The sequence below is a fragment of the Pseudomonas sp. zfem002 genome (assembly GCF_032621685.1).
In the GTDB taxonomy this organism is placed as follows: domain Bacteria; phylum Pseudomonadota; class Gammaproteobacteria; order Pseudomonadales; family Pseudomonadaceae; genus Aquipseudomonas; species Aquipseudomonas japonica.
Genome location: NZ_JAVYJH010000015.1, coordinates 76290 through 99316, shown reverse-complemented (window position 1 = coordinate 99316; position 23027 = coordinate 76290). Strand labels below are relative to the sequence as shown.

Genomic DNA, 23027 nt, shown 5'->3' with positions numbered 1-23027 from the left:
TCGGGGCGACTGATGTGTGAAGGAATTCCATCTTGAGCGAACTTCTCAACCGCCGCCTGAGCCTGCTGGGCCAGGGCGACAATCTCTCCCTGCTCAAGCAGTGCCTGCACGGCATCGAGCGTGAATGCCTGCGCGTGACCGAAGACGGTCGCCTGGCCCAGACCCCTCATCCCGAGGCCCTGGGCTCGGCACTGACCCACGAACAGATCACCACCGACTATTCCGAGTCGCTGCTGGAGTTCATCACCCCGGCACAGACCGATCCGGCGCAGACCCTGGAAAGCCTGGAGAATATCCACCGCTTCGCCTACAGCCGGCTCGGTGACGAATACCTGTGGAGCCCGTCGATGCCCTGTCCGCTGCCGGCGGAGGAGGACATCCCGATCGCCTGGTATGGCACCTCCAACATCGGTCAGCTCAAGTACGTGTATCGCAAGGGCCTGGCCCTGCGTTACGGCCGCACCATGCAGTGCATCGCCGGTATCCACTACAACTTCTCGCTGCCGGAAAAGCTCTGGCCGCTGCTGCGTGACGCCGAGGGCGGGAGCGGCAGCGATCGCGACTTCCAGTCGTCGTCCTATATCGCCCTGATCCGCAACTTCCGTCGCTACAGCTGGCTGCTGATGTACCTGTTCGGTGCCTCGCCGGCGCTGGACGCGGGCTTCCTGCGCGGTCGCGCGCACCAGCTGGAGTCGTTCGACGCCGATACCCTGTTCCTGCCCTGGGCGACCAGCCTGCGCATGAGCGACCTGGGTTACCAGAGCAACGCCCAGGCCGGCCTGACCCCGTGCTACAACGACCTCGACAGCTACACCGACAGCCTGCGCCGCGCCGTGGCCACGCCGTATGCGCCGTACGTCGAGATCGGCACGCACCAGCACGGCGAGTGGGTGCAGCTCAACACCAACATCCTGCAGATCGAGAACGAGTACTACTCGAACATCCGTCCGAAGCGCGTGACCTATACCGGCGAGCGGCCGATCCAGGCGCTGATGGCCCGTGGCATCCAGTACATCGAAGTGCGCTGCCTGGACATCAACCCGTTCCTGCCCACCGGCATCGACCTGCCGCAGGCGCGCTTCCTCGATGCCTTCCTGCTGTTCTGCGCCCTGGAAGACAGCCCGCTGCTGCAGAACGGCGAGTGCGGCCAGTGCACCGACAACTTCCTCACGGTGGTCAAGGAAGGTCGCCGTCCCGGCCTGGAACTGCACCGCGATGGCCAGCCGGTGACCCTGAAGACCTGGGCCTCCGAGCTGCTGGCGCGCATCGCGCCGCTGGCCGAACTGCTCGACCGCGCCCATGGCGGCGACGAGCACGGCCGTGCCCTGGCGACCCAGGCCGCCAAGGTCGACGACCCGGCGCTGACGCCGTCGGCGCAGGTCCTGGCGAGCATGACCGAGAACCAGGAAAGCTTCGCCCGCTTCGCCCTGCGCCAGAGCCAGTTGCACGCCGACTACCTGCGCGGCCAGCGCCTGCCGGCGGACGAGGAGGCACGTTTCGAAGCGATGACGCGCACCTCGCTGGAAGAACAGGCCCGCCTGGAGCAGCAGGAGGTCGGTGATTTCGACCTGTTCGTCGGTGCCTACCAGGCCAGCATCCTGGCGATCAGCAACTGACATGAGCCGTGGTACCACCCCTCGCAAACCCCGCGCCCGCAGCCAGGCGCGGATCGACTCGATCCTCGACGCGGCCCGCGCCCTGCTGGCCAGCGAGGGCGTGGCCAGCCTGTCGATCTACAGCGTGGCCGAGCGCGCGCAGATTCCGCCATCGTCGGTCTATCACTTCTTCGCCAGCGTCCCGGCGCTGCTCGAAGCCCTGACCGCGGACGTCCACGGGGCGTTTCGCGCCTGCCTGGAAGCGCCCATCGACACGCACAGCCTGAGCAGCTGGCGGGACCTGGCGCGGCTGGTGGAAGCACGGATGCTGGAGATCTACCAGGAGGACGCCGCGGCGCGGCAGTTGATCCTGGCCCCCCATGGCCTGAACGAAGTGACCCAGGCCGACCGGCAGCACGATATCGAGCTGGGCGACCTGATGCACAAGCTGTTCGAGGCGCATTTCCGCTTGCCGGAGTTGCCGCGGGACGTGGATGTGTTCGCCCTGGCGATGGAGCTGAGCGACCGGGTGTATGCCCGTTCGGTGCAGGTGCACGGGCAGATCACGCCGCGCATGGCGGAGGAGGGGATGCGGGTGTTCGAGGCGTATGTGGGGTTGTATCTGCCGGCGTTCCTGCCGAAGAAATGATGGGCCTCTTCGCGGGCAAGCCACGCTCCTACAAGGTATTCGCGTCACCGCGTCGCTCTTGTAGGAGCGTGGCTTGTCGTGTGACGAACCACCGCGAAGGACCGCAAAGCGGTCCCAGAATCCACCGCTCACAGCTTGGCGATGGACACCTCGGTCGATTTCACGAAGGCAATCACCTCGCTGCCGATGGTCAGTTCCAGCTCCTTGACCGAACGGGTGGTGATCACCGAGGTGACGATCCCCGAGGCGGTCTGCACATCGATTTCCGACAGTACCGGACCTTCCAGGATTTCCTTCACGGTGCCTTTGAACTGGTTGCGTACGTTGATCGCTTTGATAGTCATCTGTTTGCTTCCTTCGTAGGTTCTGAGGTCAATGCGCCCAGCGCAGTTGCGTAGGCAAGGGTGCTACGGGTTCGGGCTCGGGCGGGGTGCCCGGGACTGAGAGAACACGGTTCAACACTTCTGTTTCCAGCGCGGCCAGGCGGTGCGAGCCGCGCTGCCGTGGCCGCGGCAGATCGACCAGCAGGTCCAGGCCGATCTCGCCGTCTTCGATGAGGATCACCCGGTCGGCGACCGCCACCGCTTCGCTGACGTCGTGGGTCACCAGCAGCACGGTGAAGCCGTGCTTGCGCCACAGGTCTTCGATCAGTTGCTGCATCTCGATGCGGGTCAGCGCATCCAGCGCCCCCAGCGGTTCGTCGAGCAGCAGCAGGCGCGGCTGGTGGATCAGGGCGCGGGCCAGGGCCACGCGCTGTTTCTGTCCGCCGGACAAGGCCGCCGGCCATTCATTGGCGCGGTCGGCCAGGCCCACCGCTTCCAGCGCCTGGTGAGCACGCGCCTGCCATTGGCCTTCGAGGCCCAGGCCGACGTTGTCGATCACCCGTTTCCACGGCAGCAGGCGCGCTTCCTGGAACATCAGGCGGGTGTCCTCGCGGGCCTCCTCCAGTGGCGCGCTGCCGGCCAGCAACTGTCCGCCGCTGGGCTTGTCGAGACCGGCCAGCAGGCGCAGCAGGGTGCTCTTGCCGCAGCCGCTGCGACCGACGATGGCGACGAACTGCCCGGCCGGAATATGCAGGTCGATATCGCGCAGGACCTTGCGCTGGCCGAAGGCCTTCTCGACATTCCGGGCCGCCAGCGGGATACCTCGCAGCAGGCGCGGCGGTTGTTCCTTGAGAATGGTCATGCGCCGTCCCCCTTGCTCGCTTGATAGGCCGGGTGCCAGCGCAGCCAGACCCGTTCCAGGCCGCGGGCGGCGAGGTCGGCGAGCTTGCCGAGCACGGCGTAGAGGACGATGGCCAGGACCACCACATCGGTCTGCAGGAATTCCCGTGCGTTCATCGCCAGGTAGCCGATGCCGGCGTTGGCCGAGATGGTTTCGGCGACGATCAGGGTCAGCCACATGAAGCCGAGGGCGAAGCGCACACCGACCAGGATCGACGGCAGCGCGCCCGGCAGGATCACCTGGCGGAACAGCGAGAAGCCGCTCAGGCCATAGCTGCGCGCCATTTCCACCAGGGCCGGATCGACGTTGCGGATGCCGTGGTAGGTGTTCAGGTAGATGGGGAACAGGGTGCCGAGGGCGACCAGGAAGATCTTCGCCGACTCGTCGATGCCGAACCACAGGATCACCAGCGGGATCAGCGCCAGGTGCGGCACGTTGCGGATCATCTGCACCGAGCTGTCCAGCAGGCGCTCACCCCAGCGCGACAGGCCGGTGATGAAGCCCAGGGTCAGGCCGATGCTGCCGCCGATGAGGAAACCGAGGCCGGCGCGCCAGCCGCTGATCGCCAGGTGGTTCCAGATCTCGCCGCTGCGCACCAGGGCGACGCCCGCCTCGATCACCGCGCTGGGGGCCGGCAGGATGCGCGTCGACAGCCAGCCGGCGCTCACCGCCAGTTGCCAGACCGCCAGCAGCGCGACCGGCAGGGCCCAGGGTGCGAGGCGCTGGGTCCAGGACGTGGAAGAAGAACGACTCATGTCCGGCTCCTCACAGCTGCGCCGCGGATTTCTTGGGCAGGATGTCGTTGGCCACCATCTCGCCGAACGGGCTGACATAGCCGCGCTCCTTCGGCAGTGACGGGCGCTCGACGTCCAGGTGCGGGAACAGCAGTTCGGCGACCCGGTACGACTCTTCCAGATGCGGGTAGCCGGAGAAGATGAAGGTGTCGATGCCGAGGGCGGCGTATTCCTTGACGCGGGCCGCCACGGTCGGACCGTCGCCCACCAGCGCGGTGCCGGCACCGCCACGCACCAGGCCGACGCCGGCCCACAGGTTGGGGCTGACTTCCAGGTTGTCGCGGTTGCCGCCGTGCAGCGCGGCCATGCGTTGCTGGCCGACCGAGTCGAAGCGCGCCAGGGAGGCCTGGGCGCGGGCGATGGTGTCGTCGTCCAGATGGGAGATCAGGCGTTCGGCGGCCTTCCAGGCCTCGTCGTTGGTTTCCCGCACGATCACATGCAGGCGGATGCCGAAGCGCACAGTGCGGCCCAGTTTCGCGGCCTTCTCGCGGACCTCGGCGATCTTCTCGGCCACGGCGGCCGGTGGCTCGCCCCAGGTCAGGTACAGCTCGACCTGCTCGGCGGCCAGGTCCTGCGCGGCCTCCGACGAACCGCCGAAATACAGCGGCGGACGCGGTTGCTGGATCGGCGGGTAGAGCAGCTTGGCGCCTTTGACGGTGATGTGCTGGCCGTCGTAGTCGACCGTCTCGCCTTCCAGTACCCGGCGCCAGATGCGGGTGAATTCCACCGAGGCCTGGTAACGCTCTTCGTGGCTGAGGAACAGGCCGTCGCCGGAGAGTTCCTCGGGGTCGCCACCGGTCACCAGGTTGAACAGCGCACGGCCATTGGACAGGCGATCGAGGGTCGCGGCCTGACGCGCCGCCACGGTTGGCGAAATGATCCCCGGGCGCAGGGCGACGAGGAATTTCAGGCGCTGGGTCACCGGTATCAGCGAGGCGGCGACCAGCCAGGAGTCCTCGCAGGAGCGCCCGGTGGGGATCAGCACGCCGCCGAAACCGAGGCGGTCGGCGGCCTGGGCCACCTGCTGCAGATAACCGTGATCGACGGCGCGAGCGCCTTCGGCGGTGCCAAGGTAATGGCCGTCGCCATGGGTCGGTAGAAACCAGAAAACGTTGAGGCTCATTGGAGTTGTCTCCTAAGGGGGGCTCAGACCGGGGCGGCGCCCCGGCGCGGGCAAAACGTCAGGGCGCGGTGGCGACCTTGGCCGGTGGCGTCCAGATCACGTCCTTGATGCTCAGCGGCTTGGGAATCAGCTTCAGGGCGGTGAAGGTGTCGGCGATCTTCTGTTGCGCGGCGACCACTTCCGGGGTCAGGAAACCGGCCCCGTAGCCCTGGCGCTTGACCGAGGTCAGGGTGATGTCGGCGGGCAGGCCGAGCAGCGGCGCGACCTGGTCGGTGACTTCCTGCGGGTTGGCCTTGGACCATTCGCCGACCGCGCGGACTTCGTCCACCAGCGTGCTGATCACCTCCGGATGCTGCTGGGCGTAGGGCTTGGTCGCCAGGTAGAACTGGTGGTTGTCGACGATGCCCTGGCCGTCGCGCAGGGTACGGGCCTGCAGCTGCTGTTCGGCGGCAGCCTGGTACGGATCCCAGATCACCCAGGCGTCGACGCTGCCGCGTTCGAAGGCGGCGCGGGCGTCGGCGGGCGGCAGGAACACCGGCTGGATATCGCTGTATTTCAGGCCGGCGTCTTCCAGGGCGCGGACCAGCAGGTAGTGCACGTTGGAGCCTTTGTTCAGCGCGACTTTCTTGCCCTTGAGGTCTTTCACCGACTGCACCGGCGAGCCTTTCGGCACCAGGATCGCTTCGCTGTGCGGGGCGGGCGGTTCATAGGCGACGTAGAGCAGGTCGGCACCGGCGGCCTGGGCGAAGACCGGTGGGGTTTCGCCGGTCACGCCGAAATCGATCGAGCCGACGTTGAGGCCTTCGAGCAGCTGCGGGCCGCCGGGGAATTCGGTCCATTGCACCTGCACGCCCTGGGCGGCGAGGCGTTTTTCCAGGGAGCCCTTGGCCTTGAGCAGGACCAGGGTGCCGTATTTCTGGTAGCCGATACGCAGGGTCTCGGCCTGGGCTTGGGTGATGGCGCCGAAGGTGACAGCCGCAGCGAACAGAGCGGCCAGACCACGACGCAAAACGACAGTGCGCATAGCGCTCTCCTTTTGCAGTGTTGGGTTCGGGCTGCACCTGCTTGCCTCGTTGGCGGGCGAGTAAGGTGAAGGGGTGACACGATGAAACGGTTGATGCGGCTCAGATGCTCCAGCGGGCACTGATCAGGCGTTCGTTGAGCAGGCCGGGCGCCAGGGGTTTCGGGCGGCGGGCCAGGGCACTGTGGAACAGTTCCAGCGATTCGTTCAGGCGCTGCTCCAGGGCAGGCGCCAGGTGAGCCGGGAGGTTGCCCTGGCCGTAGGCGATCTGGCTGTCGTCGGCGAAGATCCCTTGCAGGGTCTCCTGCGCCTTGAGGGCCGAGAGCACCGGCTTGAGGGCGTAATCCACCGCCAGCATGTGGGCGATGCTGCCGCCGGTAGCGATGGGCAGCACCACCTTGTGATTCAGGGCGCGCTCGGGCAGCAGGTCGAGCAGGGTTTTCAGGGCACCGGAGAAGGACGCCTTGTACACCGGGGTCGCGACGATCAGGCCGTCGGCCTGTTCCACCAGTTGCTGAAAGTGCTGGACCCGCGGGCTGTCGAAGCGGGCGTGAAGCAGGTCTTCGGCCGGGAAGTCCCGCACCTGGAAAGTCACCACTTCCACACCCTGGCCCTGCAGCCAGTCGCGGGCGCGTTCGAGCAGGACGCCGGAGCGTGAACGCAGGCTGGGACTTCCACCAATAGAAACGACCAACATTGAATGCGCATCCTTGGAACTGAACTGAAGGGGCCCGCGAGTTAGGTGGCTCGCTGGAATGAGGTGACATTAACAGGGGGATGCATATATCTAGAAATCATATTTTTTCATTTGTTTATGTGATTTGGAGATATGCGCTTTAGGTGCTTTCCCCCTGTAGGAGCGCGGCTTGCCCGCGAAAGGACCGCATAGCGGTCCCGGACCTCATCGCTATCTGGGACCGCTGCGCGGTCCTTTCGCGGGCAAGCCGCGCTCCTACGGGGGATGGCACCGGCCTTGACGGACAAGCGGGCAAAAAAAAGGGCCGTCGAAACGGCCCGAAAATCCCTGCGATGGCTAAAGCAATACGATGAATCTCAACGGTTCGGCTGTGGGGTCAGGCGCAGGTACGGCTTGACCGCGCGGTAGCCCTTCGGAAAGCGGCGCTTGATCTCGTCCTCGTCCTTCAGCGACGGCACGATCACCACTTCGTCACCGTCCTGCCAGTTGGCCGGGGTGGCGACCTTGTGGTTGTCGGTGAGCTGCAGCGAGTCGATCACCCGCAGGATCTCGTGGAAATTGCGCCCGGTGCTGGCCGGGTAGGTGATGGTCAGGCGGATCTTCTTGTTCGGATCGATCACGAACAGGGAGCGCACGGTGAGGGTGTCGCTGGCGTTGGGGTGGATCAGGTCGTAGAGGTCGGACACCTTGCGATCGGCGTCGGCCAGGATCGGGAAGTTGACCGTGGTGTTCTGGGTTTCGTTGATGTCTTCGATCCAGCGGTGGTGGGAATCCACCGGGTCGACCGAGAGGGCGATGGCCTTGACCCCGCGCTCGGCGAACTGCTCTTTCAGCTTGGCGGTGAAGCCCAGCTCCGTGGTGCACACCGGGGTGAAGTCGGCCGGGTGCGAGAACAGCACGCCCCAGCTGTCACCGAGCCACTCGTGGAAGCGGATCTTGCCGGCGCTGGAGTCCTGTTCGAAGTCGGGGGCGATATCGCCGAGTCTGAGGCTCATGGTGCGGTTCCTTGGCTGAGTGCGTTATGGCTCAACTGTGCCTGTGACCATGAGAAATTAAAAAGAATAAATGTCGATTTATTCATTCCTGAAATGCATAACAAATAACGGACAAAACAACGCCCGCGCGGTATGGGGGACCGGGCGGGCGCTGTCTTTCGCGCGGCGTGTTACAGCAGCGGGATGGAGTAGCTGAGGATTACGCGGTTTTCGTCCTGAGCGTGGTTGGCGCTGGTCAGGTCGCTACGCCATGCGGCGTTCTTCCACATCACGCCGAAGTTCTTCAGCGGGCCTTCCGGCACCACGTAGGCCACGGTGATGTCGCGTTCCCACTCGCTGCGGTCACCGATGCTGGCATCGATGTTGTCGCCTTTCAGGTAGATCACGCCCGCGGTCAGGCCTGCCAGGCCGACCTTGGCGAAATCGTAGGAGTAGCGAGCCTGCCAGGTACGCTCACCGGCACGGCCGAACTTCTGGATCTGCGAGTCGGTGATGGTGTAGTTGGACGAGCCGTCACCCTGGTTCAGCCATGGGAAGTCGCTGTCGCCGTTGCTGACCTGGTAGCCGCCACCGAAGGTGTGACCGGCGACGGTGTACAGGAACAGGGCGCTGTACAGATCGTTGTCGACCTTGCCTTTGGTGGTGGTGCCACCGTAGTAGCCGCTGGTGTAGTACGCAGCGGTATCGCCGTTCTTGCCGTCATCGGTGCTGTGGAAGTAGCGGAAGTCGGACTTCAGCACGCCCGGGCCGATCGCCCAGTTGTGTACCGCACCCAGGAAGTGCTGGTTGTAGAAGTTTTCCAGGCCGCCGTACCAGTACTGCACCAGCAGGTCCTTGGTCAGCTTGTAGTCGGCACCGGCGTAGCGGAACTGGTTGCTGAACTTGCCGGTGCGGTTGTTGTTGGCGCCGGCGATGGACAGGCCTTCGGTGTTCGACGAGTTACGGCCCTTGACGTGCTCGATCTGGCCGGCGGTCAGGGTCAGGTCCTTGATCTCGTTGGAGACGATCTGGCCACCTTCGAAGGTTTGTGGCAGCAGGCGACCGTCGTTGTAGGAGATGACCGGGTTCTTTGGCAGCAGGGTGCCGTAGCGCAGTTCGGTCTGGGAAATCTTGACCTTGGCGGTGGCGCCCAGGCTGGCGAAGTCGTTGACCGCGCGGCCATCGCTGTCGGTCGGGAACACGGTGCCGCCGTAGCTGGAGCTGGTCGGGTTGTAGTGCGTGCCCTTGCCCGAATCCAGGCGCACGCCGTACAGCGCGATGGCATCGACGCCGAAACCGACGGTGCCCTCGGTGTAGCCGGAGGTGAAGTCGAGCTGGAAGCCCTGGCCCCATTCTTCCTGCTTGTTCGGGTTGGCGTTGGTGTCACGGTTGTCGGTGTTGATGTAGAAATTGCGCAGTTTCAGCGTGGCTTTGCTGTCCTCGATAAAACCGGCAGCGCCTGCTTGCTGGGCCAGAACCCCAAGGGCCACGGCAAGAGCCAGGGTCGACTTCTTCATAAATGAATTGCTCCTCTCGTTTCTAATTCTTGTGGTTCGTCGCGGCGGAATCTGTGTCCCGCTCACCGTCGATGCGCGATTAGCACCAAAGGGTGACCATTGAGTCAATCGTAACTAGTCGTTTCAAGACTTTGGTCTAATGCGCCAAGCTGGGGGCGAAGGATAATTACAATTTGATAAATCTAAAAAGAATTATTTGTGCATTTTTAAGATTTTTTAGACATATCCAACAAATTTTTCACAAAACTCCCGGCACATAAGCTAATTCCAAAAAAGTATTTTTTTGGCATTTTTTAGATCGTATAGGTTTATAGGCCTTGTCCTTACTGGAATGGCCGCCATGAAACCGTCACGCCCGCTCAGATTATTCACCGCCCTGGCTCTGACCGGCTTGACCCTGGTCAGCCACGCCGCCGGGCTCACGGTCGGTTACCAGACCGGCATCGACCCGAGCAAAGTCCCCCAGGCCGACGGCGCCTACGAGCAGGCCATCGGCGAAAAGATCGACTGGCGCCGTTTCAACAGCGGTCCGGAAGTGGTCACCGCCATTGCCTCCGGTGACGTGCAGATCGGCAACCTCGGCTCCAGCCCGCTGGCCGCCGCCGCTTCGCGCAAGCTGCCGATCGTGGCCTTCATCGTCTCGGCGCAGATCAACGCCGCCGAAGCGCTGGTGGTGCGCAATGGCAGCGGGATCAACAGCCCGCAGGACCTGGTCGGCAAGACCATCGCCACCCCCTTCGTCTCCACTTCGCACTACAGCCTGCTCGGCGCCCTCAAGCACTGGGGGCTGGATACCCGGCAGGTGAAAGTGGTGAACCTGCAGCCGGCGGAGATCGCCGCGGCGTGGAAGCGTGGGGATATCGACGGCGCCTTCGTCTGGTCGCCAGCGCTGGGCGAGATCCGCAAGACCGGCAAGACCCTCACCGACGCTGCCGAGGTCGGGGGCTGGGGTGCACCGACCTTCGAGGTGTGGGTGGCGCGCAAGGACTTCGCCGAGAAGCATCCGGAAGTGGTGGCCAAGTTCGCCAAGGTCACGTTGCAGTCCTTCGCCGACTACACGGCGAACAAGGCGCAATGGACAGCCGACTCGCTGCCGGTGCAGAAGATCGCGAAACTGACCGGCTCCAACCCGGCCGACGTGCCCGAGCTGCTCGCCGGTTCGGCCTTCCCCGACGCCCAGGCCCAGGCCGGACTGCTGCAGAGCCAGACCCCGGCGGCCATTGCCGAGACGGCGAAGTTCCTCAAGGAGCAGGGCAAGGTGGAAACCGTGCTGCCCGATTACGCGCCGTTCGTGAGTGCGAAATTCGTGCAGTAAAAGCCGGGGCTGCAAAGCAGCCCCGGAACGCTCAACCCACTTCTTCGTAAGGCAGGCCGACGTAGTTCTCCGCGATATTCACCAGCCCCGCGGTGGAGTTGAGGAAGTACTCGCGGTCGGCCTCCTGCATCTTGCGCTCCCAGGCATCTTTCTCGCCGTCGAAATCATGCAGCAGGTTGGTCATGAACCAGCTGAAGCGCTCACCCTTCCAGACCCGACGCAGGGCCAGTTCGGAATACTTCGCCAGCAGGTCGGTGCGCCCTTCGCGGTAGACCTTGACCAGGATGCGGTACAGGTAGCAGACGTCCGACGCCGCCAGGTTCAGGCCCTTGGCCCCGGTGGGCGGGACGATATGGGCGGCGTCGCCGACCAGGAACAGCGTGCCGTACTGCATCGGTTCGACCACGAAGCTGCGCAGCGGCGCGATGCTCTTTTCCAGCGACGGGCCGGTGACCAGGCGGGCGGCGACCTCCTCGGGCAGACGGGCCTTCAGTTCGTCCCAGAACCGCGCGTCGCTCCAGTCCTCGACCTTGTCGCTCAGCGGCACCTGCAGGTAGTAGCGGCTGCGCGTCAGCGAGCGCTGGCTGCACAGCGAGAAGCCGCGTGGATGCTGGGCATAGATCAGTTCTTCATTGACCGGCGGGGTATCGGACAGCAAGCCCAGCCAGCCGAACGGGTAGACCCGTTCGTACTCGGTCAGCACGCCTTCGGGGATGGTCCGGCGCGAGACGCCGTGATAGCCATCGCAGCCGGCGATGTAGTCGCAGTCGATGCGCTGCGCCTGGCCGTCCTTCTCGAAGGTCACGTAGGGGCGCTCGCCCTTGAGTTCGTGCAGTTGCACATCGTTCGCCGCGTAGATGATCGGCGCGCCGTTGGCCGCGCGGGCGTCCATCAGGTCGCGGGTGACCTCGGTCTGGCCGTAGACCATCACGCTCTTGCCGCCGGTGAGTGCGCTCAGGTGGATCGGCACGCGCTTGCCGTCGAACACCAGCTCGACGCCTTCATGGACCAGCCCTTCGGCGTCCATGCGCGCGCTGACCCCGGCCTCGCGGAGCATGTCGACGGTGCCCTGCTCCAGCACGCCGGCACGGATGCGGCCGAGGACGTAGTCCGGGGTCTGGCGTTCGATGATGATGTTGTCGATGCCGGCCTTGTGCAGCAACTGACCGAGAAGCAGGCCGGACGGACCGGCTCCGATGATGGCAACCTGTGTGTTCATTGTTCTTGTCTCGTTCCAGGACGTTGTTCGGTATGCGCGCTCCTGTATTTTTTGCCGGCAGTTGATGGAAAAGAAGGTGAATTACTGCAGGTAAATTGCACTTTTGAAAAATGTGTCCGATTATCGAGCACCGCTCATCCGGCGGAATCAGCGCGTCACTGAAGGACTTTCATGAAGACCCGTACCCGCGGTGTTCCCATCTTCAAGCTGTATGGCGAAAGCCAGGCCTGGCCGACCCCGGACCTGCTGCACTGCGAGTCGATTCCCAAGCGCAGCAGCCTGTACCACTGGGAGATCAAGCCGCACCGGCATGCCGACCTGTTCCAGTTGCTCTATGTGCAAGGTGGTCAGGCCGTGGTCGAGGTGGAAGGGCGGCGCAGCGAGATCGCCGCGCCGGCGATTCAGGTCACGCCGCCGCTGTGCGTGCATGGCTTCCAGTTTTCCGAGGATATCGAAGGCTATGTGCTGAGCCTCGGCGCGCCGCTGGTGGCGCAGCTGGAAGCGCAGCTCGGTGCGCCACTGGCCGCGTCGGGCTGTTATGCACTGGGGGACGATCGTGATTATCTCGACACCCTGTTCGCCGCCTTGCTCAAGGAGTACGAGGGCAGCGCCGCCGCGCGGGACCTGGTGCTCGGCGCGCTGGTCAACGTGCTCATGGTGTGGATCAGCCGGCGCCAGCAGAGCAGGGCGCCGAGCGGCCGCGACGAGCGCAACCGGCAGTTGCTCGGTGGCTTCATCAAGCTGGTGGAGCAGCACTATCGCGAGCACCTGGCGGTGGAAACCTTCGCCCATCGCCTGGGCATGTCCGCCGTGCACCTGAACAACCTGTGCCGCCAGCTGGCCGGGCAGAGCGCCTTGCAGATCATCCACCAGCGCCTGCTGCTGGAGGCGCGACGCAGCCTGATCTACACCAACATGACCGTGGCCCAGGTGTCCGACACCCTGGGCTTTGCCGATCCGGCGTATTTCTCGCGGTTTTTCCGGCGCCTCAGCGGGCAGTCGCCGAACGCTTTCCGGCGGGGTGGGGTGCAGGCCGCGCAGGCGTTGCAGGCGCCGGACGCAAGAAACCCGCTCTGAGCGAGCGGGCTTCGGTCATTCAGCGATCACTTGGTGAAGGCTGCGTAGCTGTTCATCAGGTTGCGGTAGTTGGGGATTCGCTGCGACAGCAGGTTGCCCAGCCCTTCGATATCGTTGCGCCAGTCGCGGTGCAGCTCACAGGCCACCGAGAACCAGTTCATCATCTGCGCGCCGGCCTGGGTCATGCGGTTCCACGCGGCTTGCTGCACGGTGGTGTTGAAGGTGCCGGAGGCATCGGTCACCACGAACACCTCGAAGCCCTCGGCCAGCGCCGACAGGGTCGGGAAGGCCACGCAGACATCGGTCACCACGCCGGCGATGATCAGTTGCTTGCGGCCGGTGGCCTTGATCGCCTTGACGAAGTCCTCGTTGTCCCAGGCGTTGATCTGGCCGGGGCGCGGGATGTATGGCGCGTCGGGGAACATCTCTTTCAGCTCGGGAACCAGCGGGCCGTTGGGGCCTTGTTCGAAGCTGGTGGTGAGGATGGTCGGCAGCTCGAAGAATTTCGCCAGGTCGGCCAGCGCCAGCACGTTGTTCTTGAACTCGTTGGGCGAGAAGTCCTGGACCAGGGAGATCAGGCCGGTCTGGTGGTCGACCAGGAGGACTACGGCGTCGTCTTTGTTCAGGCGGTTGTAGGTGTAGGAAGTGGCGTTGGTCATGGTGGCAATCCTTTTGTTCGAGAAGTTGTTCTGGGTTGTTGTTGCGGTGTGAGGCCAGATTAGGGATTTCTCGGAAAAGGATAAATTGGCTTGAAACGGTATGACTGTCTCACTGTGGTGGACAATCCTTGTGTGCTTGTTCATGGCCTGCGGCGGTGAATAGCTGAGCGCGCTGAATGCGACGGCCAGTCGATGCCTGTGGCGTCAAATGGCGCTATGCTTACGTCATTTGACGCACATGGAGTTCGCCATGGTCACCGCTGACATTTACTCCCACGGGGCGCCTCGCCCCCGTCGCAGGCCAACGGAATACCTTCTTCGGGAGGACGCAGGCCAGCTCAGTCCTGTCATGGTCTATCGGCTCACGGCCAAGGGTTTCGACCTGAAGGACGTGCAGGCCATGCTTGCGTTGTCCGACCTGTATTCGACGCAGAAGATCATGAGCCGCATCGTCGGCAAGTCGGTCAGGACGCTGCAGCGCCAGGGCAGCAAGCAGGAAGCCCATCTCAATTCCCAGCAGAGCGCCGTGGCCTTCCAGTTTGCCAGGGTGCTGGAGCACGCGATCAACGTGTTCGGCTCACAGCGGCTCGCCGAAGAATGGCTGGGGCGTCCCTGCAAGCAGCTGGATGGCGATGTGCCGCTGGACATGATCGATAACCCCGTCGGATTCCAGGCCGTCGAGGATTACCTGGAGCGCATCGAGTACGGGGTCTATCAGTGAATCCGTTGCCATGGTCCGGTTCATGGTATGCATGGCGTCTCGATCGCGAGGTCTTCAAGGAAACATGGGACAGCGGCATTGGCGCGCACAGGCTCGGTGGGCGCTGGAACCCTCCGGGTCGCAATGTCGTGTATGCCTCGGCGGACCCTTCGACCGCCATTCTCGAAGTGGCGGTGCATATCGGTTTCGATGCCCTGGATACGGTCGGGCATGTGCTGACCTGTTTCGAAGTGCTCGATCAAAGCCTGATCAAGGTAGTGCAGCCTGAGGACGTGCCCAATCCGGTCTGGTTGACCGGTGCAGCGGCGTCGCCCAATCAACAGAAGTTTGCGGATGCCTTGCTGGCGGAGCATCCGTTCGTGCTGATGCCGTCCGCGGTGACCCGGCACTCGTGGAATCTGCTGGTGAGTTGCGAGCTGGCGCAGGGGAAGTATCGGTTGGTCAGCCAGGAGCGGTTTGGATTGGACACGCGGTTGGTCAAGGCCTGACCCGACGCCAACGAAAAAGGCCCAGGTTTTCACCTGGGCCTTTTCATGTATGGCGCACTCGGCGGGATTCGAACCCACGACCCCTGCCTTCGGAGGGCAGTACTCTATCCAGCTGAGCTACGAGTGCAACGCGGGCGCCATGATACCCATGTTGGGGTATGGCGTCCATCGCCTTGATCTTCGGGATTTTTCCCCTGTCGCCGCGAACTATCCATATGCGATATCGGTATTTCCTTGCCTTCCCTTAGATCGCCTACTCTCTCGTCACAACTTGTTATAACAAGTCATCGACTCAGCGAAGAGAATCATGGCCGAACTGCTCCCCCTGTCTCCGGTACCGCTCTATTCCCAGCTCAAGGAACTGCTGCGCGAGCGCATCCTTGACGGCACTTATCCGCCCCTCAGCCGCATGCCCTCGGAAAGCGAGCTGGGCAAGGCCTTCGAGGTCAGCCGCATCACGGTGCGCCAGGCCCTGGGCGATCTGCAGAAAGAGGGGCTGATCTTCAAGATCCACGGCAAAGGCACCTTCGTCGCCAAGCCCAAGGCGTTCCAGAACGTCAGCACCCTGCAGGGCCTGGCCGAGTCCATGACGCAGATGGGCTACGAGGTGATCAACCGCCTGCGCAGTCTGCGCCATGTGCCGGCCAACGCCCTGGTGGCGGCGCGCCTGCAGCTCGAGGAAGGCGCGCCGGTCACCGAGATCCGCCGGGTGCGCCTGATCAACCGCGAGCCGGTGTCGCTGGAGCTGACCTGGCTGCCACGGGCCATCGGCGAAAAGCTGGAAAAGGCCGACCTGGTGACTCGCGACATCTTCCTGGTCCTGGAAAACGACTGCGGCATCGCCCTCGGCCATGCCGACCTGGCCATCGACGCGGTGCTCGCCGACAGCGACCTGACCCAGGCGCTGGAAGTGGAAGAAGGCTCGCCGATCATGCGCATCGAGCGCCTGACCCACGCCGCCGACGGTACGCCGCTGGACTTCGAACATCTCTACTACCGCGGCGACGCTTTCCAGTATCGCCTGCGCATCGACCGGCAGAAGGGGCCCAAGGCATGAGCATCGCGACCCAGGACTACGACATCGTCATCATCGGCGGCGGCACCGCCGGGCCCATGGCCGCGATCAAGGCCAAGGAGCAGGACAAGGGCCTGCGCGTGCTGCTGCTGGACAAGGCCAACGTCAAGCGCAGCGGCGCCATCAGCATGGGCATGGACGGCCTGAACAACGCGATCATTCCCGGGCATGCCACGCCGGAGTAGTACACCAAGGAAATCACCGTGGCCAACGACGGCATCGTCAACCAGGCCGCGGTGCATGCCTACGCCACCCACAGTTTCGAGACCATCGAGCAGCTCGACCGCTGGGGTGTGAAGTTCGAAAAGGACGAGACCGGCGACTACGCGGTGAAGAAGGTCCACCACATGGGCGCCTACGTGCTGCCGATGCCGGAAGGGCACGACATCAAGAAGGTGCTGTACCGCCAGCTCAAGCGGGCGCGGGTCGAGATCAGCAACCGCATGGTCTGCACCCGCGTGCTGCTGGACGGCGAAGGTGCCGCCGCCGGGGTGCTCGGTTTCGATTGCCGCAGTGGCGAGTTCCGCGTGATCCGCGCCAAGGCAGTGATCCTCGCCTGCGGCGCCGCCGGGCGTCTCGGCCTGCCGTCCTCGGGCTACCTGATGGGCACCTACGAGAACCCGACCAACGCCGGCGACGGCTACGCCATGGCCTATCACGCCGGTGCCGAACTGGCCAACCTCGAGTGCTTCCAGATCAACCCGCTGATCAAGGACTACAACGGCCCCGCTTGCGCCTACGTCACCGGCCCGCTGGGCGGCTACACCGCCAACAGCAAAGGCGAGCGCTTCATCGAGTGCGACTACTGGAGCGGACAGATGATGTGGGAGTTCCATCAGGAGCTGGAGGGCGGCAACGGTCCGGTGTTCCTCAAGCTCGACCACCTGGCCGAGGAGACCATCCAGAACATCGAGGAAATCCTGCACAGCAACGAGCGGCCCAGTCGCGGGCAGTTCCACGCCAATCGCGGGACCGACTACCGCCAGCACATGGTCGAGATGCACATCTCCGAGATCGGCTTCTGTTCCGGGCATTCGGCGTCGGGGGTGTGGGTCAACGAAAAGGCCGAGACCAGCGTCAAGGGCCTGTACGCCGCCGGCGACATGGCCGCGGTGCCGCACAACTACATGCTCGGTGCCTTTACCTATGGCTGGTTCGCCGGGATCAACGCGGCGCACTACGTGGCCGGGCGTGACTTCGCCGAGGTCGACGAGGCCCAGGTCGAGCGCGAGCGCGAGCGGGTGTTCGCACCGCTGAAGCGCGAGCACGGCCTGCCGCCGGCGCAGGTCGAGTACAAGCTGCGGCGCATGGTCAACGACTACCTGCAGCCGCCCAAGGTGACGAAGAAGATGGAGATCGGCCTGGCCCGCTTCGCCGAGATCGAACGCGACCTGGCGCAGATGAAGGCGCACAACCCCCATGAGCTGATGCGGGCGATGGAGGTTGCGGTGATCCGCGACTGCGCCGAGATGGCCGCGCGCGCCTCGCTGTTCCGCGAGGAGAGCCGGTGGGGGCTGTATCACCACCGGGTGGATTTCCCCGAGCGCAATGATGGCGAGTGGTTCTGTCACTGCCATCTGAAGAAGGGCGAGGACGGGGCGATGACCAGCTTCAAGAAGGCGGTCGAGCCTTACCTGATTGCGCTGGATGCGGATGAGCAGACGGCCTATGAACGGCTGCGCGTCCGGGTCGATGCCGCCTGACCGCGCGCTCCTACGAAAACGGCGTCGTGCACGAACATTCAGATAAAGAGAGCCAAAGGCTCCAAGGACCCCGTGAAATGGCCTATCAAGCCCAGGACATCTTCTTTCGCAGCAGTGCCCCGGTCACCATCGATGAAGACAAGTGCATCGCCGAAAAGGGCTGCACCGTCTGCGTCGAGGTCTGCCCCATGGACCTCCTGGCGATCAACCCGGCCACGCAGAAGGCCTACATGGCCTTCGACGAATGCTGGTACTGCATGCCCTGCGAGAAGGACTGCCCCACCGGCGCGGTAAAGGTGGAGATTCCCTACCTGCTGCGCTGAGCGACACCCCCGCCATCCGGCCGAACCACCGGACGCCCATCCCGATGCCCCTCGTTTCCCACCACCACACCGGGTGGCGGAGACGATTCCAATACCTAGACGATTCGAGGGGAAACACCCATGCGCCTTGCAACCACCGTGGCCGGCCTCGCGCTGGCGATTGCCAGCCTCAACGCCAGCGCCGAAACCATCCGCGTCGCCATCGGCACCCAGGACACCACCATCAACTGCGCCACCGGCGGCCTGCTGATCCGCGAGCTGGGCCTGCTCGACAAGTACCTGCCGCACGACGGCAAGTACAAGGACGCCCAGTACCAGATCGAATGGAAGAACTTCACCAGCGGCGCGCCGCTGACCAACGAGATGGTCGCCGGCAAGCTGGACTTCGGCGCCATGGCCGACTTCCCCGGCTCGTTCAACGGCGTCGCCCACCTCGACGCCGGCAAGCGCAGCCTGTTCATCAGCGTGCTGTCCGGCAGCGTGCACGGCAGCGGCAACGGCATCGTGGTGCCGGCGGCGTCCAGTGTGCAGTCGCTGGCCGAGCTCAAGGGCAAGACCATCTCCGTGCCCTTCGCCTCCACCGCCCACGGCATGCTCCTGCGCGCGGTCGCCGCCCAGGGCTGGGACCCGCAGAAGGACGTGCGGATCATCGCCCAGGCCCCGGAAATCGCCGGTTCGGCCCTGCGCAGCAACCGCATCGAGGCCCACGCCGACTTCGTGCCGTTCGCCGAGCTGTTCCCCAACCGCGGCTTCGCCCGCAAGATCTACGACGGTGCCCAGGCCAACGCGCCGACCTTCCACGGCGCCCTGGTCGACTCGGACTACGCGAAGCAATACCCGGAAGTGGTCACCGCCTACCTGCGCGCCAGCCTCGAAGCCGACCGCCTGATCGCCGCCGAGCCGGAGAAGTACAGCGAACTGATCGAGAAAGTCACCGGCATCGAGGCCGAGGTCAATTACCTGTTCCATGGCCCGCTCGGCCTGCAGACCCGCGACCTGACCTGGAAACCCGAGTACCGCCAGGCCGTGGCGACCTCCATCGACACCCTCAAGCTGCTGAAGAAGACCGACCGCGGCCTGGACACCGACAAGTTCATCGACGACCAGTACATCCGCGCTGCCTTCAAGCAGGCCGGGCAGGACTACGACGTCGCGCTGAAAAACTACGCGCCGCTGCCGCTCAAGGCCAACGACGCCACGACCGGCAAGCCGATCAGCGACTTCAGCCGCCTGGCGCAGATCTGGGTGCGTGGCGAGGACAAGGTCCGTCACTACGCCTCGCCGCAAGCGGCCCTCGCGGCCCTGGCCCAGCTTGAGCAGGAGGGCAAGGACATCCGCGCCATCTACGCCCAGGCGGCGGACAGCGGCATCAAGCTGCTGGCCAACCAGGCCTGGTTCGTGCGCAACGGCCAGGGCGAACTGTCCGCCTTCCTCCTCAAGGACCAGGCCGAGCAGTACGCCAAGGCCCATGGCGGCGAGGCCGTGGACTTCGTCGATGCCAGCCGCAAGCTGGTCGCCCAGCGCTGACCGGAGGCCACCCGCATGACCGGCACCTTGCTCCGCTGGCCCGTGCGCGTGGCATCGCTGCTGGCCTGCCTGTTGTTCTGGCAGGTCGCGGCGAGCCACAAGCTCGACCTGGGCCTGTTCACCTTCACTTATGTGCCGACGCCGGGGGCGGTGCTCGATGCCGCCTGGCGTCTGCTCACTTCCAGCAGCCTGGCTGCGCACCTGGGCAGCAGCCTGGCGCGGGTGTTCTCCGGCTACCTGCTGGCGGCCGTGCTCGGCGTCGGCCTCGGCCTGCTGATCGGCCGCTCGCGCTGGGCCGAGGACACCCTGCTGCCGCCCCTCGAAGTGCTGCGGCCGATTCCGGCGGTGGCGTGGATTCCGCTGGCGATCCTGATGTTCCCGTCGTCCGAGCTGTCGATGGTGTTCATCACCTTCACCGGCGCGCTGTTTCCCGTGCTGCTCAATACCGTGCACGGCGTCGAGGCGGTCGATCCGCGCCTGGTGGCGTCGGCGCGCAGCCTCGGCGCCGGGCGCTGGGCGATCCTGCGCGAGGTGGTGCTGCCGGGGGCCTTGCCGAGCATCGTCACCGGCCTGGCGATCGGCATGGGCACTTCGTGGTTCTGCCTGGTCACCGCCGAGATGATCTCCGGGCAGTTCGGCATCGGTTACTACACCTGGGAGTCGTACACCTTGCAGAACTACCCGGACATCATCGTCGGCATGCTCCTGATCGGCGTGCTGGGCATGGGCAGCAGCGTGCTGGTCAAGCGCCTCGGCGCACTGGCCACGCCCTGGTACCGCGTGCGGAGGGCTGCGTGATGAGCAGTTATCAGCAAGCCCCGCAAGCGGGGCGCATCGACGCGCGCGGCGTGTCCATCCGTCTCGGCCAGGGCAGCCAGGCCTTCGAGGCGGTGCAGGCACTGGACTTCGCCGTCGAGGCGGGAGAGTTCGTGTGCATCCTCGGCCCCTCCGGTTGCGGCAAGTCCACCCTGCTTGGCGCGCTGGCCGGGCACCTGGTGCCCAGTGGCGGCGAGTTGCAGGTCGATGGTCGCCTCGTCGACGGACCGTCGCCGGAACGCGGCATGGTCTTCCAGCACCACACCCTGCTGCCGTGGCGCAGCGTGCTGGACAACGTCGCCTTCGGCCTGAAGATGCAGGGCCAGGGCAAGACCGAGCGGCAGCGCCGGGCCCTGGACATGCTGCAGCTGGTGGGCCTTGCCGACTTCGCCGAGCGCTGGCCCAGCCAGTTGTCCGGCGGCATGCAGCAGCGCGCCGAGATCGCCCGGGTGCTGATCAACCGTCCGCGCCTGCTGCTGATGGACGAACCCTTCGGCGCCCTCGACGCGCAGACCCGCTCGCGCATGCAGGAGCTGCTCCTGGATATCTGGACGCGGATCCGCACCACCGTGGTCTTCGTCACCCACGACATCGACGAGGCGCTGTTCCTCGCCGACCGCATCCTGGTCATGAGCCCGCGTCCCGGGCGCTTCATCGAGGACCTGCGCCTGAGCTTCCCGCGGCCGCGGCGCAGCAGCCTGCTGACCAGCCCGGAATTCACCCATCTCAAGCGTCACTGCCTGGCCCTGCTGCGCCATGAGGAAGGCCGCGAACTGCCGCGCCTGACCCCGCTCGGCCTGCCGGACAGCGACCACCCACCGCTACGGATCGCCCTATGACCGACAGAACCAGCGACAACCCCGAGATTGTCCCACTGCTGCCACGGCTGCGGGATGCCGACGCCGCCGTGCGTCGCATCGCCCTGATCGACCTCGCCGACCTCGAAGAACCCGACGGCCTGCCCTGGCTGACCGATGCCCTGCTGGTGGACCCGGCGCCGGAGGTGCGCGCCGAAGCCGCGCGCCTGCTGGAAGCCTGGGAAGAGCCGGAGGTGGTGCAGGCACTCTGCGCTGCCCTCGCCGACAGTGCCGAAGCGGTGCGCCTGGCGGCGGCGCAGAGCCTCAGTGAACTGAAAAGCCTGGAGGCCGGGCAGTTGATCCTGCCCTGGGCCACGCATGCCGATGCCTTCGTCCGTGCCAGTGCCTTGCGCGCGTTGCGCGAGTTGCGCCTGGAGGAAGCTGCGGGTCCGGCGCTGCGGGCGCTGGCGGACAGCGACGCTACGGTACGTCGCGAGGCGGTGGGCATCCTGGGTTGGCTCAAGCACCAACCGGCGTTGCCGGCGCTGGCGCGGCTGGCCGCCGAGGAGCCGGATACCGAAGTCCGCCGTGCCGCCATCGGCGCCCTTGGTCTGGCCCGCGACAGCGGCGTCCTTGACGCCCTGACCGCAGCCCTGCGCGACGCGGCCTGGCAGGTGCGCGAGGAAGCGGCGACCACGCTGGGCAAGGTCGGTCATGAGGCGGCGGGTCCGGCATTGATCGACGCCTTGAGCGATGGCTACTGGCAGGTGCGTCTGCGTGCGGCGCGCTCCCTCGGGCGGCTGCGGCATCGACCGGCGTTGGCTGGCCTGGCCGAATTGCTCGGCCATGGCATCGCCAACCTGCGCAAGGAAGCGGCGTTGGCGCTCGGTGAACTGGGTGACGCGGCGGCCCTGCCGGCCCTGCGCGCCGCCGAGGCGGACGGCGATCCGGAGGTGCGCAAGGCCGTGCGCATTGCCCTGGTCCAGTTGCAGGGAGCGGCCTGATGAACACCCCGCGCGCGCTGCGCAACCGCCGCGAGGCGGGCGAGCTGGTCCTGCAATGGGACGACGGCGAGCAGGTGCTCAGCCATGCCCGGCTGCGCGGTGCGTGCCCCTGTTCGCAATGTCGAGCGGGCAGGCTGGGCGGGCGTATCGACCTGGTCGCCGAGACGGTGCGGGTGGAGCGGGTCGAAGAGCAGGGCTATGGTATCCAGCTGGTGTTCAGTGACGGGCATGAGCGGGGGATCTATCCCTGGGCTTACTTGAAGCAACTGGGCTGAGACTGCGGCACTTGTTGGATCGTGGCTTGAACAACAAATCCAACACCCGGGCGCAGTTCACCTTGCTGGCTTGCTTGCGAAGAACCTGTAGGAGCTGGCTTGCCTGCGAAAGGACCGCGCAGCGGTCCCGGACCTCACCGCTGTTTGGGACCGCTGCGCGGTCCTTTCGCAGGCAAGCCAGCTCCTACGGGTCCTTTCGCAGGCAAGCCAGCTCCTACGGGTCCTTTCGCAGGCAAGCCAGCTCCTACGGGTCCTTCGCAGGCAAGCCAGTTCCCACAGATCCGTCGCGGGCCGGCATCGTGTCAAATCTTGCCGCCGGTCGATTAGTCGAACCGGCTGTTCGGTCAATCGTTCTTTTTTTCGAACGCCCTATTGTCCTTTTAGGGAGTTGCTCCTAGGATCTCGTTCGAGATTTCAAACGCTCGACGCCTGCG

The 23027-nt window shown here is 65.1% G+C and carries 23 protein-coding genes, 1 tRNA gene and 1 pseudogene; 14 read left to right on the top strand and 11 right to left on the bottom strand.

Translation table 11 applies throughout. The annotated features are described in order from the left end of the window. Positions 1-32 precede the first annotated feature (32 nt). Both gshA and RTI28_RS18115 read left to right on the top strand, forming a co-directional pair. Positions 33-1616 (top strand): glutamate--cysteine ligase, encoded by a 1584-nt coding sequence (gshA, locus tag RTI28_RS18120; RefSeq protein WP_316921738.1) that lies wholly within the window; start codon positions 33-35, stop codon positions 1614-1616. A 1-nt stretch (position 1617) separates the two neighbouring features. Beyond that, a complete protein-coding gene (locus RTI28_RS18115; protein WP_316921737.1) occupies positions 1618-2244 on the top strand; it encodes a TetR/AcrR family transcriptional regulator in 627 nt (208 codons plus the stop codon). Between the two features lie 128 nt (positions 2245-2372). On the opposite strand, the gene RTI28_RS18110 is transcribed toward RTI28_RS18115, so the two are convergent. From RTI28_RS18110 to RTI28_RS18075, 8 genes are all read right to left on the bottom strand, one after another. Continuing rightward, on the bottom strand, positions 2373-2588 hold the full coding sequence (locus RTI28_RS18110; RefSeq protein ID WP_009400132.1) for a molybdopterin-binding protein: 216 nt from the start codon (positions 2586-2588) through the stop codon (positions 2373-2375). Between the two features lie 28 nt (positions 2589-2616). After that, positions 2617-3429, bottom strand: coding sequence for an aliphatic sulfonates ABC transporter ATP-binding protein (gene ssuB / locus RTI28_RS18105; protein ID WP_316921736.1), 813 nt, complete (start codon positions 3427-3429; stop codon positions 2617-2619). Continuing rightward, on the bottom strand, positions 3426-4223 hold the full coding sequence (ssuC, locus tag RTI28_RS18100) for an aliphatic sulfonate ABC transporter permease SsuC (RefSeq protein WP_316921735.1): 798 nt from the start codon (positions 4221-4223) through the stop codon (positions 3426-3428). The genes ssuB and ssuC overlap by 4 nt, the downstream gene beginning before the upstream one ends. A 10-nt stretch (positions 4224-4233) precedes the next feature. Beyond that, on the bottom strand, positions 4234-5385 hold the full coding sequence (ssuD, locus tag RTI28_RS18095; protein WP_316921734.1) for an FMNH2-dependent alkanesulfonate monooxygenase: 1152 nt from the start codon (positions 5383-5385) through the stop codon (positions 4234-4236). A gap of 58 nt (positions 5386-5443) precedes the next feature. Beyond that, positions 5444-6409 (bottom strand): sulfonate ABC transporter substrate-binding protein, encoded by a 966-nt coding sequence (locus tag RTI28_RS18090; protein WP_316921733.1) that lies wholly within the window; start codon positions 6407-6409, stop codon positions 5444-5446. Positions 6410-6509: 100 nt separating this feature from the next. Then, the gene (gene ssuE / locus RTI28_RS18085) at positions 6510-7103 is read right to left on the bottom strand and encodes an NADPH-dependent FMN reductase (protein WP_316921732.1); all 594 of its coding nucleotides are present in this window, start codon (positions 7101-7103) and stop codon (positions 6510-6512) included. Between the two features lie 356 nt (positions 7104-7459). Further along, positions 7460-8098 carry a peroxiredoxin gene (locus RTI28_RS18080; protein ID WP_089266416.1) on the bottom strand — a complete coding sequence of 213 codons (639 nt, stop codon included), beginning with the start codon at positions 8096-8098 and terminating at the stop codon, positions 7460-7462. A gap of 170 nt (positions 8099-8268) precedes the next feature. Further along, the gene (locus tag RTI28_RS18075) at positions 8269-9594 is read right to left on the bottom strand and encodes an OprD family porin (protein ID WP_316921731.1); all 1326 of its coding nucleotides are present in this window, start codon (positions 9592-9594) and stop codon (positions 8269-8271) included. Between the two features lie 340 nt (positions 9595-9934). Between RTI28_RS18075 and tauA the strand changes: the two genes are divergently transcribed. Then, positions 9935-10909 (top strand): taurine ABC transporter substrate-binding protein, encoded by a 975-nt coding sequence (gene tauA, locus RTI28_RS18070; RefSeq protein WP_316921730.1) that lies wholly within the window; start codon positions 9935-9937, stop codon positions 10907-10909. 31 nt (positions 10910-10940) lie between these two features. On the opposite strand, the gene pobA is transcribed toward tauA, so the two are convergent. Beyond that, the gene (gene pobA, locus RTI28_RS18065) at positions 10941-12128 is read right to left on the bottom strand and encodes a 4-hydroxybenzoate 3-monooxygenase (protein ID WP_316921729.1); all 1188 of its coding nucleotides are present in this window, start codon (positions 12126-12128) and stop codon (positions 10941-10943) included. 171 nt (positions 12129-12299) lie between these two features. Between pobA and RTI28_RS18060 the strand changes: the two genes are divergently transcribed. Continuing rightward, a complete protein-coding gene (locus tag RTI28_RS18060) occupies positions 12300-13205 on the top strand; it encodes a helix-turn-helix domain-containing protein (protein ID WP_316921728.1) in 906 nt (301 codons plus the stop codon). A 26-nt stretch (positions 13206-13231) separates the two neighbouring features. Here the strand turns inward: RTI28_RS18060 and ycaC are convergent, their stop codons facing one another. Next, positions 13232-13864: an isochorismate family cysteine hydrolase YcaC gene (gene ycaC / locus RTI28_RS18055; protein ID WP_316921727.1), complete on the bottom strand. Its 633-nt coding sequence runs from the start codon at positions 13862-13864 to the stop codon at positions 13232-13234. A gap of 250 nt (positions 13865-14114) precedes the next feature. On the opposite strand from ycaC, the gene RTI28_RS18050 reads away from it, so the two are divergent. After that, on the top strand, positions 14115-14585 hold the full coding sequence (locus RTI28_RS18050; protein WP_316921726.1) for an antitoxin Xre/MbcA/ParS toxin-binding domain-containing protein: 471 nt from the start codon (positions 14115-14117) through the stop codon (positions 14583-14585). Continuing rightward, complete coding sequence (locus tag RTI28_RS18045) at positions 14582-15073, top strand: RES family NAD+ phosphorylase (RefSeq protein WP_316921725.1); 492 nt, start codon at positions 14582-14584, stop codon at positions 15071-15073. Before RTI28_RS18050 ends, RTI28_RS18045 begins: the two co-directional genes overlap by 4 nt. Before the next feature lie 50 nt (positions 15074-15123). Here RTI28_RS18045 and RTI28_RS18040 read toward each other — a convergent pair. After that, positions 15124-15200: transfer RNA gene (locus tag RTI28_RS18040), tRNA-Arg, on the bottom strand. 180 nt (positions 15201-15380) lie between these two features. Between RTI28_RS18040 and RTI28_RS18035 the strand changes: the two genes are divergently transcribed. The 8 genes and pseudogenes from RTI28_RS18035 (at position 15381) to RTI28_RS18000 (ending at position 22593) form a co-directional block, all read left to right on the top strand. After that, positions 15381-16130 (top strand): GntR family transcriptional regulator, encoded by a 750-nt coding sequence (locus RTI28_RS18035; RefSeq protein WP_316921724.1) that lies wholly within the window; start codon positions 15381-15383, stop codon positions 16128-16130. Next, positions 16127-17851 (top strand): annotated as a pseudogene (locus RTI28_RS18030) (fumarate reductase/succinate dehydrogenase flavoprotein subunit). Before RTI28_RS18035 ends, RTI28_RS18030 begins: the two are co-directional and overlap by 4 nt. Before the next feature lie 77 nt (positions 17852-17928). After that, complete coding sequence (locus RTI28_RS18025) at positions 17929-18174, top strand: ferredoxin family protein (RefSeq protein ID WP_009400169.1); 246 nt, start codon at positions 17929-17931, stop codon at positions 18172-18174. 120 nt (positions 18175-18294) lie between these two features. Beyond that, positions 18295-19701 carry an ABC transporter substrate-binding protein gene (locus RTI28_RS18020; RefSeq protein WP_316921723.1) on the top strand — a complete coding sequence of 469 codons (1407 nt, stop codon included), beginning with the start codon at positions 18295-18297 and terminating at the stop codon, positions 19699-19701. Between the two features lie 15 nt (positions 19702-19716). Beyond that, positions 19717-20499 carry an ABC transporter permease gene (locus RTI28_RS18015; protein WP_316921722.1) on the top strand — a complete coding sequence of 261 codons (783 nt, stop codon included), beginning with the start codon at positions 19717-19719 and terminating at the stop codon, positions 20497-20499. Further along, positions 20499-21356 (top strand): ABC transporter ATP-binding protein, encoded by an 858-nt coding sequence (locus tag RTI28_RS18010; protein ID WP_316921721.1) that lies wholly within the window; start codon positions 20499-20501, stop codon positions 21354-21356. The genes RTI28_RS18015 and RTI28_RS18010 overlap by 1 nt, the downstream gene beginning before the upstream one ends. Next, positions 21353-22318 carry a HEAT repeat domain-containing protein gene (locus tag RTI28_RS18005; protein WP_316921720.1) on the top strand — a complete coding sequence of 322 codons (966 nt, stop codon included), beginning with the start codon at positions 21353-21355 and terminating at the stop codon, positions 22316-22318. Before RTI28_RS18010 ends, RTI28_RS18005 begins: the two co-directional genes overlap by 4 nt. Further along, positions 22318-22593, top strand: a complete 276-nt coding sequence (locus RTI28_RS18000) for a DUF971 domain-containing protein (protein WP_316921719.1) — start codon at positions 22318-22320, stop codon at positions 22591-22593. Before RTI28_RS18005 ends, RTI28_RS18000 begins: the two co-directional genes overlap by 1 nt. Positions 22594-23027: the final 434 nt, after the last annotated feature.